The following is a 15,743-nucleotide window of genomic DNA, read 5'->3' on the forward strand; positions in this document are numbered from 1 at the left end:
GAATACCTTCAAGACCTGCACAACAGGTCGTGTGTTGATAGGAAACGAGGACAGTGAAAAAAAATTTAACCGATCAGCGCTCAGTGTGCGTCCCACTCGCGCATCCGTACCCGGCAGTGCTTCATCGCGTTGACGATGTGTTTTTCCACGAGGCTGCGGGAAATCCCCAGGCGCTCAGCGATTTGCGGGTGGGACAGGCCGTCGAGCTTGCGCAGCAGGAAGCTGTCGCGGCAGGCCTTGGGCAGTTCCGCCAGGGCCCGCTCCACCATCGCCAGGCGCTGCTCGTGGGCGTGGCTGGCGTGGGGCGATGAGTTGGCGAAGCGCCCTTCGGTGTCCAGCACTTCCAGCGGCTCGACCTGGCGCAACGCGTTGCGGCGGTGCCCGTCGATCACCAGGTTCAGCGCCGTGCGGTACAAAAACGCGCGTGGCTGGTCGATCGGCGTGTCGCTGGAGCGCTCCAGCACCCGGACATAAGCGTCATGCACCACATCCTCGGCCACCTGTCGGTTGCCCAGCTTGGCGTTGAGGAAACACACCAGCTCGCGATAGTAGTTTTCCAACATGACTCCCGACCGCCGGAAGAGGCGGCATCCGTTCCTTGTGCACTGTAAGAAAAGATACCCAAACGATGATGGCAGTTTGGGTGCGTGCAATTTATAGTAATTCTCATCTACTTTTAAAGAAGTGTTGTACCAACGGACGTTTTTTTAACCCATGGAGCTGTAACCGCTTGTGTAACCGCCTAAATCCCCGCGCAATCCCCTCGTTTAACAGTCAGCTCTGCGCAACTGCGCCCCGAACTTCCCTGGCTGGAACCAAAGCATGAAACGCTCTCGACCCGCCCGACGCGCGCTGCTTGTTGTCGCGTGCCTGATCCCCGTCATCGGCGTTGCCGCCTGGCAAGTGCTGCCCTCGGACCGCGACGCCCTCGCCACCGTCACCGTGACCCGCGGCAATATCGAAAACAGCGTCACCGCCCTCGGCACCCTGCAACCGCGCCGCTATGTGGACGTAGGCGCCCAGGCGTCGGGGCAGATCCAGAAGATCCACGTCGAAGCCGGCGACCATGTCAAGGCAGGCCAACTGCTGGTGGAAATCGACCCGTCGACGCAAAAAGCCAAGCTTGACGCCAGCCGCTACGGCATCCAGAACCTCAAGGCGCAGTTGCAGGAACAGCAGGCCCAACTGGCACTGGCGCAGCAGAAATACCAGCGCCAGCAACGTCTGACGGCCGGCAACGCCACCCGCGAAGAAGACGTGCAAACCGCCAAGGCCGAGCTGAGCGCCACCCAGGCGCGGGTGGCGATGTTCCAGGCGCAGATCCTCCAGGCCCAGGCCAGCCTGCGCAGCGACGAAGCGGAGCTGGGCTACACGCGCATCTATGCGCCGATGGACGGCACCGTCGTCGCGGTAGACGCCCGTGTCGGCCAGACCCTCAATGCGCAACAACAGACCCCGCTGATCCTGCGCATCGCCAAGTTGTCGCCGATGACCGTGTGGGCGGAAGTCTCGGAGGCCGACATCGGCCACGTCAAACCGGGGATGACTGCGTATTTCACCACCCTCAGCGGCGGCAACCGGCGCTGGACCAGCACCGTGCGGCAGATCCTGCCGATCCCGCCCAAGCCGCTGAACGAAACCCAGGGCAGCGGCAGCCCCAGCAGTTCCAACAAGAGCGGCAGCGGCCGCGTGGTGCTGTACACCGTGCTGCTGGACGTGGACAACAGCGACCACGCGCTGATGGCCGAGATGACCACCCAGGTGTTTTTTGTCGCCAGCCAGGTCAAGGATGCCCTCACCGCCCCCGTCGCCGCGCTGCAGGGTACAGCGAACGCCGATAAACAGATCGCTCGTGTGGTCGCCAAGAACGGCCGTATCGAGGAACGCGAAGTGCGCCTGGGTATCAGCGACCGCCTGCGCGTCGAAGTGCTCGACGGCTTGAACGAAGGCGATCACCTGCTGATCGGCCCAGCCGACGGCAACGGGGGTTGAGTTGGCCACGCCCCTGATCGAACTCAAGAACATCCGCAAATCCTACGGCGGCGGCGACAGCCCGCAAGTCGACGTGTTGCGCGGCATCGACCTGGCAATCCACGCCGGGGAATTCGTCGCGATTGTCGGCGCGTCCGGCTCGGGCAAATCGACGCTGATGAATATCCTCGGCTGCCTCGACCGCCCCACTGCGGGCGACTACCTGTTCGCCGGAGAAAACGTCGCGCACCTGGACGGCGACGCGCTGGCCTGGCTGCGCCGCGAGGCGTTCGGCTTTGTGTTCCAGGGCTACCACCTGATCCCGTCGGGCTCGGCCCAGGAAAACGTCGAGATGCCGGCGATCTACGCCGGCATCAGCGCCGCTGAACGCCACGCCCGCGCCAAGGCCCTGCTCACCCGCCTGGGCCTGGCCGAGCGCACCGGCAACCGTCCGCACCAACTCTCCGGCGGCCAGCAGCAACGGGTGTCGATTGCCCGCGCGCTGATGAACGGCGGCCATATCATCCTGGCCGACGAACCCACCGGCGCCCTCGACAGCCACAGCGGCGCCGAGGTGATGACACTGCTCGACGAACTGGCCAGCCAGGGCCACGTGGTCATCCTGATTACCCACGACCGCGAAGTGGCGGCGCGCGCCAACCGCATCATCGAGATCCGCGACGGCCAGATCATCAGCGACTCGGCCAAAGACGCCAGCTACGTGCCGGCGGTCGCCAACAGTGATGCCTTGCAAGCCGTGGACCTGCGCCAGCGCCTGGTCGACGGCGCCGAGCACAATGGCGCGTGGAAGGCCGAACTGGTCGACGCCGTGCAGGCCGCCTGGCGGGTGATGTGGATCAACAAGTTCCGCACCGCGCTGACCTTGCTGGGGATCATCATCGGCGTGGCGTCGGTGGTGGTGATGCTGGCGGTGGGCGAAGGCAGCAAGCGCCAGGTCATGGCGCAGATGGGCGCGTTCGGTTCCAACATCATCTACCTCAGCGGCTCGTCGCCCAACCCGCGTACGCCGCTGGGCATCGTTACCCTCAACGATGTGGCGGCACTGGCGGCGTTGCCCCAGGTCAAGCGCATCATGCCGGTCAATGGCAGCGACGCCGGGATCCGCTTCGGCAACCTCGACTACCTGGCATACGTGGGCGGCAACGACATCAACTTCCCGGAGATCTTCAACTGGCCGGTGGTCGAGGGCAGCTACTTCACCGAGGCCGATGAGCGCGCCGGGGCCACCGTCGCGGTGATCGGCCATCGCATCCGCGAGAAGCTGTTCAAGGATCTGCCGACGCCGATCGGCCAATACATCCTCATCGAAAACGTGCCGTTCCAGGTGATCGGCGTGCTCGCGGAAAAAGGCTCCAGCTCCGGCAACAAGGACAGCGACGACCGCGTCGCCATCCCCTACACCGCCGCCAGCGTGCGCCTGTTCGGCACCTATAACCCCGAATACGTGGCGATTGCCGCCGCCGATGCGCGCAAGGTCCACGAAGCCGAGCGGGCCATCGACCAGTTGATGCTCAAGTTGCACAACGGCAAGCGCGACTACCAGCTGACCAACAACGCGGCGATGATCCAGGCCGAGGCGCGCACGCAGAATACGCTGTCGCTGATGCTCGGTTCGATTGCCGCGATCTCGCTGCTGGTGGGCGGTATCGGTGTGATGAACATCATGCTGATGACCGTCCGCGAGCGTACCCGTGAAATCGGCATCCGCATGGCCACCGGCGCCCGCCAGCGCGACATCCTGCGCCAGTTCCTCACCGAAGCGGTGATGCTCTCGGTGGTCGGCGGCCTGTTCGGCATCGCCCTCGCGCTGCTCGTCGGCGGCGTGTTGGTGCTGGCCGAAGTGGCCGTGCAATTTTCCCTGGTGGCGGTGTTCGGCGCGTTTGGCTGTGCGCTGGTCACCGGTGTCATCTTCGGCTTCATGCCGGCCCGTAAAGCTGCCCGGCTCGATCCGGTTAAGGCGTTGACCAGTGAATAAACCGTCCCTTTACCTGCCCGGCCTGTGCCTGTTGCTCAGCGCCTGCGCCGGCCAGCCGCCGGCTGTCGACAGCGGCATCGCCGCACCCGCCGCCTGGCAATATGCCGAACGCGAGACGGCGCAGGCCAGCAATGCACGGTGGTGGACGCAGTTCGGCAGCCCGCAGCTCAACCGCTTGGTCGAGCAGGCGCGCCGCGACAGTTTCGACGTCGCCGCCGCCATGGCCCGCGTGCGCCAGGCCCAGGCCAGCGCGGTGATCGCCGGTGCGCCGCTGCTGCCCGAGGTGAAGTTCAACCTCACCGCCAGCCGTGAACGGCTGTTGCGCGGCAGCGGCAACTCAGACCTGAACGCCACTGCGAGCAACAACACCGTCAACAGTTACGACACCAACTTCACCGCCAGCTATGAACTGGACTTCTGGGGTGGCCGCGCCGCCGCCCGCGACAGCGCGGTGCAGACCTTGCGCGCCAGTGAGTTCGACCAGGCCACAGTGGAGCTGACCCTGCTCGGCAACGTCGCCGACCGCTACGCGCAGACCCTCGCCGCACGCCAGCGCCAACAGATCGCCGCGCTCAACCTGGCCAATGCGCGCAACGTGCTCGACCTGGTGCAGACCCGCTACGACGCCGGCTCCGCCACTGCCCTGGAACTGGCCCAGCAGAAAAGCCTGGTGGCCAGCCAGCAACGGCAATTGCCGTTGATCGAGCAGTTGGCCGAAGAGTCGCAGATCACCCTCGCCGCCCTGCTCGGCCAACCCGTGCAAGCCGTGGACCTGGGCAACGAAACGTTCCAGGCCCTGACCTGGCCGACCATCGGCAGCGGTGTGCCGAGCCAGTTGCTCAGCCGGCGCCCCGACCTGGCCCAGGCCGAAGCGCAACTGGCCGCCGCCAGTGCTGACGTCACCGTTGCCCGCGCCGCCATGCTGCCAACCCTGACCCTTGGCGCCACACTCGGCAGCGGCGCCTACAAGGCCAACGAAATCCTGCGCAGCCCGTTCTACACCCTGACGTCCGGCCTGATCGCGCCGATCTTCAACAATGGCCGTTTAAGCGCCGAGCGCGACAAGGCCCGCGCACGCCAGGATGAGCTGCTGCAAAGCTATCGCGGCGCGATCATCAACGGCTTTGCCGATGTGGAAAAATCCCTCAGCAACATCACCCGCCTCGACCAGCAGCGCCACTGGCAAACCGAAGAACTGCAACAAGCGCAGACGGCCTTCCAGATCGCTCAAAGCCGCTACCAGGCAGGCGCCGCGGACTTGCTGACGGTCCTGGAAACCCAGCGCACCCTGTACGCGGCCCAGGATTTGAACGTGCAGTTGCGGCTGTCGCGCGTACAAGCCAGCATCGCCCTGTACAAAGCACTGGGGGGCGGCTGGGAAAGCAATATCCGATAAACAAAACTCCATTTCCTTACAGAAGTTGTCTGTTCGCCCTACATTTTTTGACCCGGGGTCCTTGGTAAAAAAGCCGCTATCTCACGGCTGCCCGGGACCTCTTGATGACTGTTGTAAAACACCTGTTCTGCGCCTGCCTGTGGCTGACGGCAAGCCTTGCCCATGGTTTGCCGCTGATCAGCCCCACCGCCATCGACTGGCAACTGGACTGCCGCCTCCCCGCCTTCGCACACTTGGCTCCCGACGTGCTTGAGCGCACCCAATGCGGCATCGTCACCGTGCCGCGCAACCACGCCGCGCCCCGGCAAGGTAAACTGCGCCTGTACCTGACCCGCGTCGGCGCCCGCGACCCGCTGAGCCGCCAAGGCGTGGTGTTCGCCCAACCCGGAAACAGCCCCCAGACCAATCACAGCGGCACCTTCGCCATCCTCCTGGCCGGCAGTTGGAGTGCCCATTCCACCCAGGCCTATCGCACCCTGCTCAATCGCTACGATGTGGTTGAACTCACCCCGCGTGATCTCAACCAGGAGAGCGGGGTCGAAAACGCGGCACGGGACATGGAGTTCGTCCGCGCCCAACTTGAAGAGACCCAGCTCAATTACCTCGGCAGCGCCGACGCCACACGCCTGGGCAGTCGCTACGCGGCGCTGTTTCCCGAGCGGGTCGCGCGCATGGTGCTGGTCAACGCCGAGCGTGGCGAGGCGAACCTTACGCAAGTCGAGCAACTGCGCCTCAAGGCACCCCCCAAGTCTGAGGCCAGTGCATGCGTGATCCGATGGGTCGGCGACTTCCTCGCCTTCGGCAAGCAGCCGCCACCTGCCACCCAGTGCCTCGACAAAGGCGATTGGGAGTAGCGCACCGTTTGCGACCTGTTGCCGCTGAAAACGACACCTTGCGTTGACGCTCCAGGCTAATCGTTATTAAGTGCTATTTATCCGCATTAATACGATAAATCGACGCCATGCTAAGCCGCCCGCTGAAACGCAAACGCCAGAAGCTGTCCGACGTGATTGTCGAGTCGGTCAAGCGCTCCATCGTCACCGACGCCTTGAAGCCCGGCGATCGTTTGCCCACCGAGCGTGAGCTGATGGAAAGCTTCCAGTGCTCCAAAGGCTCGGCCCGCGAGGCGCTCAAGGCCCTCGAGGTCGAGGGTTTGGTGAGCACGCGCACCGGGCCCAGCGGCGGTGCATACCTCAACCAGGCCGGCACCGAACCGGCCAGCCGCGCGTTGCGTAACTATCTGCACTTTCAGCATCTGGATGGCGAGCAGGTGTACCAGTTGCGCAAGGTCATCGAAGTGGAACTGGCGGTCTCGGTGCTGGGGCGCTTGAGCGAAGATGACTACCAGGCCCTGCAAGACAACGTGGATTTCTGTAGCGCACCGGAAGACAGCGAGGCCGGTCAACGCGAACAGCGCCTGGCTGAACTGGAGTTCCACAACCTGCTGGCCAAGGCGTGCCCCAACCCGTTGCTGAGTTTCATGGCGCAGTTCCTCAATGATCTGCTGCGCGACCTGGTAGTGCTGAAAAAGGCCTACAAACCCAAGCGCAAGCAGTTCGACGCCGCCAACCTCGACTATCACAAACAGTTGCTGATTGCCTTTCGCGCCGGTGATGAAAGCGCGGTGCGCGGTTTGATGCATGAACATATGTGCGATGCCGAACACCACATGACCGCGCTTGAAGGCCAGGTCAGCCCGCATTTTCTACTGGAGTTCGATCACCGCCCCTAAAGACAACACAGCTTCCACATTTTGACCGCATTCCAACCAACACTCGCGTCATCCAATAAATAACAGGCCTGCCCACAGGCCCTTGCTCCACCGTATCGCCCTTGCCGCTCCTGCCAATAACTAAACCAGGGAGTCACCCCATGCAGCGTCGTACGTTATTGAAAGCCAGCCTTACCTTCGCCTCCGCCCTCAGCCTCCCGCTGAGCGTGCGCCACGCATTCGCCGCCGAGCCCTTTACCTTTTACGGCCTCAAGTCCATGTCCGGCGCCTTTGCCAGCTATGGCAAGTTTGCCGACATGGGTTCGCGCCTGGCGGTGGAACAACACGCCACCCTTCTCGGCCGCCCGCTGAACTACAAGGTCATCGACACCGAAGGCAACGCCGGCAAGGCCGTGCGCAAGGTGCAGGAAGCCATCCAGCAGGACGGCGCGCGGTTCTTCCAGGGCTGCACATTGTCGTCGTCGGCGCTCGCGGTGGCCAAGGAAGTGGACAAGGTCGGCGGCGTGTTCATGACCCCGGTGGGCGCCGATGAAGTCACAGGCAAGGATTGCAATCACGCGACATTCCGCTGGTCGGTGCCCACCTACGGCGCGATTCGCGAAACCATGCTGCCGCTGATCAAGCTGCTGCCGGACGCCAAGCGCTGGTACACCATCACCCCGCAATACGTGTTTGGCGAAGCGCTGCTCGAAGGCGCCAAAAGTGTGCTCAAGGACAGCGGCCTGGAACACATCGGCAATAGCTATCACTCGTTGCAGGAACAGGAATTCTCCGGTTACCTGACCAACGCCATCGCCGCCAAACCCGATGTGCTGGTACTGCTCAACTTCGGCAGCCAGTCGTCAAACACCCTGCGCCAGGCAGTGAACTTCGGCATCAAGCAGCGCATGAAAGTACTGCTGGTATGGTCCGCCGGCCTCGACCAGTTCCAGGAACTGGGCAGCGACATCCTTGAAGGCGTGTACCTGGGCGCGCAGTACTGGCATCAGGTCGACACCCCGCTCAACCGCGAACTGGTCAAGCTGACCCAGGCCAAATACGGGATCAACCCCACCTACCCGCTGGCCGCCGACTACATCAGCACCAAGGTCATGCTAGACACCATCGTCGCCACCGGCAGCTTCGACGGCCCGACCGTAGCCAAGGCCATGCAGGGCCTGAGCTTCGATGGCCCGACCGGCAAGGAATCGATCCGCGCCGGCGACCACCAGGTGATCAAGGATTACTACCTGCTCGTCGGCAAAGCCGCCAGCGAGATGGCCGACAAGGACGACCTGGCCAAAGTGCTCAGCGCCGGCCAATCCTTCCCGCCAGTGGGCGCCACGGGCTGCACGCTCGCCTGACCCCCTGAATATTGCAGGCAGGGCCGCGCAAGCGGCGTCCTGCCGAGGGTTCCTGCATGCTTAATCTTTACCTGTTCCAGATCCTCAACGGCCTCGGGCTGGGGATGATCTACTTCCTCATCGCCGTCGGTCTGACCATCATTTTCGGCCTGCTCAACTTCGTCAACTTTGCCCATGGCGCGTTCTTTTTGCTCGGTGCCTACATCTGCTACACCGCCGTGAGCCTCACCGGCAACTTCTGGCTGGCGCTGCTGATCGCGCCGCTGGTGGTGGCCGCTTTGGCGTGGGTGATCGAGCGATTATTGATCCAGCGCATCTATCACTTGCCGCACATGTTCCAGATCCTGGTGACCTTGGGGATAGCCCTGATCATCCAGGAGGCCAGCGTGATGATCTGGGGCCCGGTGGGCAAAAGCGTCGCCGTGCCGGAACTGCTGCGCGGGGTGCTGGTGATCGGTGACTTTGTGTACCCGCACTATCGCCTGTTCCTGATCGGCTTCTCCGGGCTGGTCGGCCTGGGCCTGTGGCTGCTGCTGGAACGCACGCGCTTCGGCGCCCTGGTGCGCGCCGGCAGTGAAAGCACCGAGACCGTGTCGCTGCTGGGCACCAATATTTTCCGTTTGTTCTCGATGACCTTCGCCCTCGGCGTGGCCCTGGCCGGTGTCGCCGGGGTGCTGTTCGCCCCCTTGCGCGGCGCACAGCCCTTTGTCGGCCCGGAAATTCTCGGCGTGGCCTTCGTGGTGGTGGTGATCGGTGGCATGGGGTCGTTCAGCGGTGCGCTGGTCGGCGGTTTATTGGTCGGCGTGGTGCAAAGCCTGATGACCACACTCTGGCCCCAGGGCGCGAGCCTGATGATCTACGGCGCGATGGCCGTGGTGATTCTGGTGCGCCCTTACGGCCTGTTCGGGAGAGCCTGACATGAGCGAGAAAAATCCCCTGCCGTTTGCCAAGACCCAATCCCGTGCGATGTTGCTGTGGGTGCTGGCCGTACTGATCGGCCTGCCGCTGATCTTGCCTTCGGCGACCCTGGCCACCGAGATCCTGATCTTTGCCATGGCCGCCCTCGCCTGCAACCTGCTGCTGGGCTATACCGGGCTGCTGTCGTTCGGCCAGGGCATCTTCTTTGGTGCCGGGGCATATTGCGCGGCGCTGCTGATGCTGCATTTGCAGATGGGCCTGTTCACTGCGTTGCTCGGCGCGGCCGTGGCCGGTGGTTTCCTGGCCTTGTTGGTCGGCGCCCTGGCGATCCGCCGCACCGGCATCTACTTCGTGATGCTGACCCTGGCTTTCAGCCAGATGGCCTACTTCGTCGCCTACACCCTCAGCGACTGGACCGGCGGCGACAACGGCCTGCTCAGCGTGCCGCGCCCGGAAATCCGCGTCGGTGACACTGTGCTGCTATCCCTGGCCGACGCCCGCGCCTTCTACGGCTTTGTGGCGGTGCTGTTCCTGCTGATCTTTATCGGCGCGCGCCGGGTCATCGCCTCGCCCTTTGGCAGCACGCTGATGGCGATCCGCGAAAACGAAACCCGCGCCGCGGCGATCGGCTACGACACGCGTCACTTCAAGATCCTGGTGTTTGTGCTGTCCGGCGCAGTCACCGGGATCGCCGGTGCGCTGTACGCGATGCTGCTGCACTTCGTGCCGCTGTCGAACATCGACCTGGCGATGTCCGAGAACATCCTGATCATGACCATCGTCGGCGGCACCGGCTCGCTGTTCGGCTCGTTGCTGGGTGCCGGCTCCATCGTGCTGCTGGGGGATTTCCTCTCCGACTTGTGGCCACGCTGGCTGATGCTACTGGGGGTGATCCTGATCCTGGTGGTGATCTTCATGCGCGGTGGTTTGTGGGGCGGCCTGGCGTCGCTGTTTGAAAAAGTGCGCGGCGCTCGCAAGCCCGCAGTGGTGGCCAAGGAGGAAGTGCTATGAGCATCCTGCTGGAAACAGAGAACCTGGAACTGGCCTACGGCGCCTTCCATGCGGTGAACGGCGTCAACCTCAAGGTCGAAGCCGGCACCATCCACACCATCATCGGCCCCAACGGTGCGGGCAAGACCAGCCTGTTCCATTGCCTCACCGGCGAGCGCCAGGCCACCGCCGGGGCAATCCATTTCGACGGCAAGAACCTGATGCGCAAACCGGCCCACGGCCGCGTCGGCCTAGGCATGGCGCGCTCGTTCCAGTTGACCAGCCTGTTCCAGAACCTCAGCGTGCGCGAAAACCTGCGCCTGGCCGCCCAAGGCCGTGACGGTGCGCGGGCGCTGAACTTCTGGCGCCGTGTCGACAGCAAACGCGAGCACCTGGAGATGGCCGACCAGGTCTTGGAACGCCTGCAACTCACTGCCCGCGCCGACACCCTGGCCGGCGAGTTGTCCCACGGCCAGCAGCGGGTGCTGGAGGTGGGCATGTCGATCTGCTCCAAGCCCAAACTGTTGATGCTCGACGAGCCCACCTCGGGCATGGGCATCGATGACATTCCGATCATGACCCAACTGATCAGTGACCTCGGTCGCGACCACACGGTGCTGCTGATCGAACACAACATGAGCATCGTCATGTCCATCAGCCAACGCATCACGGTGATGAGCCACGGGCAGATCCTGGTGGAAGGCACGCCGGAATTCGTGCGCGCCGATGAACGTGTGCGCACTGCGTATCTGGGGGAAGCCGCCTAATGCTGATCGTCGAGAATATCCATTCCTACTACGACAAGAGCCACGTGCTCGAAGGCGTGTCGCTGAGCGTCAACCCTGGTGAGCTGGTGACGCTGCTGGGGCGCAACGGCGCGGGCAAGACCACTACGTTGCGCAGCATCCTCGGCATCATCTGCCCGCGCCAGGGCCAGATTCACTTCAACGGCCAGGCGCTGGTGGGGCAGAAGATTTTTGAAATTGCGCGCCAAGGCTTGGCGCTGGTGCCGGAGAACCGCGGGATCTTCCGTTTGCTCACGGTCGAGGAAAACCTGCGCATCGCCGCCCGCAAGACCAGCCGCTGGCAGCTGGAAGACGTGTACGGCATGTTCCCGCGTCTCAAGGAACGGCGCAAAAATGCCGGGCATGCCTTGTCCGGCGGCGAGCAGCAGATGCTCGCCATTGCCCGCGCCCTGCTCAATGACCCCAAGTTGCTGATCCTCGATGAACCCACCGAAGGCCTCGCCCCGGTGATCGTCGACGAATTGGTGAAGATCCTGCGCAAGATCAAGGACGACGGCCTGCCGGTGCTGCTGGTGGAACAGAACCTGATGGTCTGCGACAAGCTCGCCGACCGCCATTACGTACTCGAACAGGGCCGCGTGGTCTACGAAGGCAGCGCCGCCGCCTTCCGCGCCGACCCGAGCATCAAGAACCGCTATTTGGCCCTGAGTGCCTGACCGGAGAATGCAGATGAACAGTTTTGCGCAACCGCTCCAGAGCAACGCCCCGCTGATCAACCGCGACCGCTTGTGGCAGTCGCTGATGGACCTGGCCCAACTCGGCGCCACGCTAAAAGGCGGCGTGTGCCGCCTGGCCCTCACCGACCTCGACCGCCAGGCCCGCGACCTGTTTGTGCAGTGGTGCGAAGCGGCCGGGTGCAGCGTCAGTGTGGATGCCATCGGCAATATCTTTGCGCGCCGCGCCGGACGCAATCGCGCCCTGCCCCCGGTGATGACCGGCAGCCATATCGACACCCAACCCACCGGCGGCAAGTTCGACGGCTGCTACGGGGTGATGGCCGGACTGGAAGTGATCCGCACCCTGAACGATCTGAAGATTGAAACCGAAGCGCCGATTGAAGTGGTGGTGTGGACCAACGAAGAAGGCTCGCGTTTTCCGCCGTGCATGATGGGTTCCGGCGTGTTTGCCGGGAAATTCGATTTGCAGGAGACCCTGGCCAAGCTCGATGACCAGGGCCTGTCGGTGGGTGCCGAATTGCAGCGCATCGGTTATGCCGGTTCCCGCGCGGTGCTGGGCCACCCGGTGGGGGCGTATTTCGAAGCGCATATCGAACAAGGCCCGGTGCTGGAAGATCGCGCCACCACCATTGGCGTGGTCATGGGTTGCCTGGGCCAGAAGTGGTTCGACCTGACCTTCACCGGCGTCGAAGCCCACGCCGGGCCGACACCGATGCACTTGCGCAAGGACGCACTGGTCGGCGCTGCCGAGGTGGTCAGTGCAGTCAACCGTATCGCCCATCAACAGCAACCCCACGCCTGCGGCACGGTGGGTTGCCTGAGCCTGCATCCGGGTTCGCGCAATGTGATTCCAGGCCAGGTGCACATGACCCTCGACCTGCGCCACCTGCATGCCGACAAGCTGCAAGCCATGGTCGACGAGGTACGCGGTGTGATCGAAGCCACGGCACAACAGCACGGCCTGGCTTATGAGCTGACACCGACGGCCGACTTCCCGCCGCTGGACTTCGACCCGGCCTGCGTCAACGCCGTGCGCGACGCTGCGCGCAGCCTGGGCCTGAGCCATATGGACATCGTCAGCGGCGCCGGGCATGACGCGATTTTCGTCGCGGAACTGGGCCCGGCCGGGATGATCTTTGTGCCGTGCGAAGGTGGTATCAGCCACAACGAAATCGAAAACGCCGCGCCGGATGACCTGGCGGCGGGCTGCGCGGTGTTGCTGCGGGCCATGGTCAATGCGGCGCAGGGGGATCGGGCATGAGCGATATCGGGCAACTGACGGCGGTGCAATTGCTGGAGCATTTTCGCGACAAGACCCTGTCGCCGGTGGAGGTCACCGAGGATGCATTGCTGCGTATCGAACGCTACAACCCGGTGGTAAACGCCTACTGCCATGTGGACCCGCAGGGCGCGTTGCACGCTGCGCGCGCCTCGGAACAACGCTGGTTCAAGGGCCAGCCGTGCGGCGCGCTGGACGGTGTACCGGCCTCCATCAAAGACCTCACGCTGACGCTCGGCATGCCGACCCGCAAGGGCTCGCGCACCTCATCTGCCGACGGGCCGTGGGACGTCGACGCGCCCTTCCCGGCCTTTATGCGCAAGGCCGGCGCGGTATTGCTGGGCAAAACCACCACGCCGGAATTCGGCTGGAAAGGCGTCACCGACAACCCGCTGTACGGCATCACCCGCAACCCGTGGGACACGCGGACCACGGCGGGTGGTTCGTCCGGCGGCGCGGGGGCGGCGGCGGCGTTGAACCTGGGGGTGTTGCACCAGGGCAGTGATGCGGGCGGCTCGATCCGTATCCCCTGTGCGTTTACCGGCACGTTCGGGATCAAGCCGACCTTTGGTTATGTGCCGCAGTGGCCGGCCAGTTCCATGACGATTCTGTCGCACCTGGGGCCGATGACCCGCACGGTGGAAGACAGCGTATTGATGCTGCAAACCATCGCCCAGCCGGATGCGCGGGACGGTTTGAGCGGTGCGCCGAGGACTGCGCCGTGGCTGACGCCAGGGGCGGACTTGAAGGGCTTGCGGGTGGCGTACAGCCCTGCGTTCGGCTACGTGGACGTGGACCCGCAAGTGGCTAAAGTGGTCGCCCAGGCGGTTGAGGGGTTGGTGCGATTGGGCGCCCATGTCGAACAGATCGACCCCGGTTTCAGCGACCCGCTGGAGGTGTTCAGCACCCTGTGGGCAGCCGGGGCCGCACGTTTGACCGGTTCGATGAGCGACGCGCAAAAACAGCTCTTGGACCCCGGCCTGCTGCGCATCGCGCAACGGGGCGAACGCTTGAGCCTGGATGACTTCAGCGCGGCCCTTGAAGCGCGGGCGGCGTTGGTAGCGCGGATGGCTGCGTTCCACCAACATTACGACGTGCTGGTCTCGCCAATGATGCCGATCACCGCATTCGACGCCGGGCACGACGTCCCGCCGGGCTCCGGGTTGCAGGAATGGACCGAATGGACACCGTTCACCTACCCCTTCAATCTCACCCAGCAACCGGCGGCGTCAGTGCCCTGCGGGTTGGCGGCGAATGGCTTGCCGGTGGGGTTGCATGTGGTCGGTGCGCGGTTTGCCGATGATGTGGTGTTGCGGGTTTGCCAGGCTTATTCAAAGGCATTCCCTACCCAGCACCCGCAAGCCCCAGTAACCCCGCCATGAAATGCAATTGAATGTGGGAGATTGGCAGTGCCCGGGCGATCTCCAGCCGAACACTCACTCCCCATCAACACCCATCAACTGTGGGAGCGGGCTAGCCCACGAAAGCGGAGTGTCAGTCACAGAATTATTGACTGATCCACCGTCTTCGCGAGCAAGCCCGCTCCCACACAAGCCCGCGCCCACAGTTCTGAGCGCATTCCACTACAATGCCCCCATTCATTCTCCGGGGCTCCCATGGACATCGAACTGGCACGCACCTTCCTCGAAATCACCCGCTGCGGCAGCCTCGCCGCGGCGGCCGAGAAACTGCACGTTACCCAGACCGCCATCACCGCCCGGGTCAAAAGCCTGGAAAGCCAGCTGGGCAGCACGCTGTTCATCCGCAACCGCGCCGGCGCGCGCCTGACCGCGGATGGCGAAGCGTTCGTGGTCTACGCCAACCAGTTGCTGCAAACCTGGGAAGCCGCGCGCCGCGATCTGCCGTTGCCCGAGGGCTATCGCAACGTGCTGCACATCGGTGGCGAGGTCAGCCTGTGCAACCCGTTGATGCTCGGCTGGGCCCAGGCCCTGCGTGAACACATCCCCGGCCATGCGCTGCGCACCGAAGTGCGCGAAGGCGAATACCTGCTGCGCCAGCTGGAGCTGGGGGTGCTGGATGCCGCCCTGGTGTTCCAGCCGCAATACTGGCCGGGGTTGCAGGTGGAACAGGTGCTGGAAGAAAAACTGATCCTGGTGCAACTGGCCAGCAACCCGGTGCCCTACGTGTACATCGACTGGGGCCCAGGCTTCCGCCAGCAACACGACGCCGCCCTGCCGGACAGGGCACGCGCCGCGCTGAGTTTCAACCTGGGCCCGCTGGCCTTGCAGTACATCCTGGAAAACGGCGGCGCCGGGTACTTCCGCACGCGGGTGGTACAAAGCTACCTGGACAGCGGCGTGATGCAGCGTGTGGCGAAGGCGCCGGAGTTCAGTTTCCCGACGTATCTGGTGTACTCGCGGGCACGGGATTCGGCGGTGTTGCAACACGCGCTGGAGTTGCTGCGGGGCGTGGTCAAGGCCGAGAGCGACTGGTCGCAACGCTGGGACCCGGTACTTTGAAACACACGTGCGACCAGCAGAATGTTCAGGCCGGGCTACGCTCCAACACCACAAAAACAGCCAGGAGTCGGCATGCGTACCCGCTCACGAAAACGGCGTCACCTGCTGTTTGTGTTGCTGCTGGGTGGTGGCGTTCCTGCTGCTGACGGCTTCCT

Annotated in this window: 14 protein-coding genes; 13 read left to right on the plus strand and 1 reads right to left on the minus strand. The window is 63.9% G+C overall.

The features are described 5' to 3' along the window. Window positions 1–80 precede the first annotated feature (80 nt). Window positions 81–563 carry a sigma-70 family RNA polymerase sigma factor gene (locus tag IB241_RS01970; protein WP_192296721.1) on the minus strand — a complete coding sequence of 161 codons (483 nt, stop codon included), beginning with the start codon at window positions 561–563 and terminating at the stop codon, window positions 81–83. A 259-nt stretch (window positions 564–822) separates the two neighbouring features. On the opposite strand from IB241_RS01970, the gene IB241_RS01975 reads away from it, so the two are divergent. The 13 genes from IB241_RS01975 (at window position 823) to IB241_RS02035 (ending at window position 15,588) form a co-directional block, all read left to right on the plus strand. Continuing rightward, complete coding sequence (locus IB241_RS01975; RefSeq protein WP_192296722.1) at window positions 823–1,992, plus strand: efflux RND transporter periplasmic adaptor subunit; 1,170 nt, start codon at window positions 823–825, stop codon at window positions 1,990–1,992. Between the two features lies 1 nt (window position 1,993). After that, window positions 1,994–3,967, plus strand: coding sequence for a MacB family efflux pump subunit (locus IB241_RS01980; protein WP_192296723.1), 1,974 nt, complete (start codon window positions 1,994–1,996; stop codon window positions 3,965–3,967). After that, complete coding sequence (locus IB241_RS01985) at window positions 3,960–5,363, plus strand: efflux transporter outer membrane subunit (protein WP_192296724.1); 1,404 nt, start codon at window positions 3,960–3,962, stop codon at window positions 5,361–5,363. The genes IB241_RS01980 and IB241_RS01985 overlap by 8 nt, the downstream gene beginning before the upstream one ends. 104 nt (window positions 5,364–5,467) lie before the next feature. Then, window positions 5,468–6,217 carry an alpha/beta fold hydrolase gene (locus IB241_RS01990; protein ID WP_192296725.1) on the plus strand — a complete coding sequence of 250 codons (750 nt, stop codon included), beginning with the start codon at window positions 5,468–5,470 and terminating at the stop codon, window positions 6,215–6,217. Window positions 6,218–6,324: 107 nt separating this feature from the next. Then, window positions 6,325–7,095: a FadR/GntR family transcriptional regulator gene (locus IB241_RS01995; RefSeq protein ID WP_192296726.1), complete on the plus strand. Its 771-nt coding sequence runs from the start codon at window positions 6,325–6,327 to the stop codon at window positions 7,093–7,095. Between the two features lie 140 nt (window positions 7,096–7,235). Beyond that, complete coding sequence (locus IB241_RS02000) at window positions 7,236–8,438, plus strand: ABC transporter substrate-binding protein (RefSeq protein WP_192296727.1); 1,203 nt, start codon at window positions 7,236–7,238, stop codon at window positions 8,436–8,438. A gap of 56 nt (window positions 8,439–8,494) precedes the next feature. Continuing rightward, a complete protein-coding gene (locus tag IB241_RS02005) occupies window positions 8,495–9,355 on the plus strand; it encodes a branched-chain amino acid ABC transporter permease (RefSeq protein WP_192296728.1) in 861 nt (286 codons plus the stop codon). Between the two features lies 1 nt (window position 9,356). Beyond that, a complete protein-coding gene (locus IB241_RS02010; RefSeq protein WP_192296729.1) occupies window positions 9,357–10,367 on the plus strand; it encodes a branched-chain amino acid ABC transporter permease in 1,011 nt (336 codons plus the stop codon). Next, complete coding sequence (locus IB241_RS02015; RefSeq protein ID WP_192296730.1) at window positions 10,364–11,113, plus strand: ABC transporter ATP-binding protein; 750 nt, start codon at window positions 10,364–10,366, stop codon at window positions 11,111–11,113. The genes IB241_RS02010 and IB241_RS02015 overlap by 4 nt, the downstream gene beginning before the upstream one ends. Beyond that, on the plus strand, window positions 11,113–11,808 hold the full coding sequence (locus IB241_RS02020) for an ABC transporter ATP-binding protein (RefSeq protein WP_192296731.1): 696 nt from the start codon (window positions 11,113–11,115) through the stop codon (window positions 11,806–11,808). Before IB241_RS02015 ends, IB241_RS02020 begins: the two co-directional genes overlap by 1 nt. 13 nt (window positions 11,809–11,821) lie before the next feature. After that, entirely contained in the window at window positions 11,822–13,090 is a 1,269-nt protein-coding gene (locus tag IB241_RS02025) for a Zn-dependent hydrolase (RefSeq protein ID WP_192296732.1), read from the plus strand. After that, entirely contained in the window at window positions 13,087–14,490 is a 1,404-nt protein-coding gene (locus IB241_RS02030) for an amidase (protein WP_192296733.1), read from the plus strand. The genes IB241_RS02025 and IB241_RS02030 overlap by 4 nt, the downstream gene beginning before the upstream one ends. 234 nt (window positions 14,491–14,724) lie before the next feature. Beyond that, window positions 14,725–15,588, plus strand: a complete 864-nt coding sequence (locus tag IB241_RS02035; RefSeq protein WP_192296734.1) for a LysR family transcriptional regulator — start codon at window positions 14,725–14,727, stop codon at window positions 15,586–15,588. The last annotated feature ends 155 nt before the right edge of the window (window positions 15,589–15,743 follow it).

This window comes from Pseudomonas sp. PDM05 (genome assembly GCF_014851685.1).
Lineage (GTDB): Bacteria > Pseudomonadota > Gammaproteobacteria > Pseudomonadales > Pseudomonadaceae > Aquipseudomonas.

Coding starts and splice junctions, on each gene's coding strand:
- IB241_RS02020 (WP_192296731.1), top strand. CDS start 11,113: ATGCTGATCGTCGAGAATATCCATTCCTACTACGACAAGAGCCACGTG.
- IB241_RS02015 (WP_192296730.1), top strand. CDS start 10,364: ATGAGCATCCTGCTGGAAACAGAGAACCTGGAACTGGCCTACGGCGCC.
- IB241_RS02000 (WP_192296727.1), top strand. CDS start 7,236: ATGCAGCGTCGTACGTTATTGAAAGCCAGCCTTACCTTCGCCTCCGCC.
- IB241_RS02030 (WP_192296733.1), top strand. CDS start 13,087: ATGAGCGATATCGGGCAACTGACGGCGGTGCAATTGCTGGAGCATTTT.
- IB241_RS01970 (WP_192296721.1), bottom strand. CDS start 563: ATGTTGGAAAACTACTATCGCGAGCTGGTGTGTTTCCTCAACGCCAAG.
- IB241_RS02025 (WP_192296732.1), top strand. CDS start 11,822: ATGAACAGTTTTGCGCAACCGCTCCAGAGCAACGCCCCGCTGATCAAC.
- IB241_RS02005 (WP_192296728.1), top strand. CDS start 8,495: ATGCTTAATCTTTACCTGTTCCAGATCCTCAACGGCCTCGGGCTGGGG.
- IB241_RS01975 (WP_192296722.1), top strand. CDS start 823: ATGAAACGCTCTCGACCCGCCCGACGCGCGCTGCTTGTTGTCGCGTGC.
- IB241_RS01990 (WP_192296725.1), top strand. CDS start 5,468: ATGACTGTTGTAAAACACCTGTTCTGCGCCTGCCTGTGGCTGACGGCA.
- IB241_RS02010 (WP_192296729.1), top strand. CDS start 9,357: ATGAGCGAGAAAAATCCCCTGCCGTTTGCCAAGACCCAATCCCGTGCG.
- IB241_RS02035 (WP_192296734.1), top strand. CDS start 14,725: ATGGACATCGAACTGGCACGCACCTTCCTCGAAATCACCCGCTGCGGC.
- IB241_RS01995 (WP_192296726.1), top strand. CDS start 6,325: ATGCTAAGCCGCCCGCTGAAACGCAAACGCCAGAAGCTGTCCGACGTG.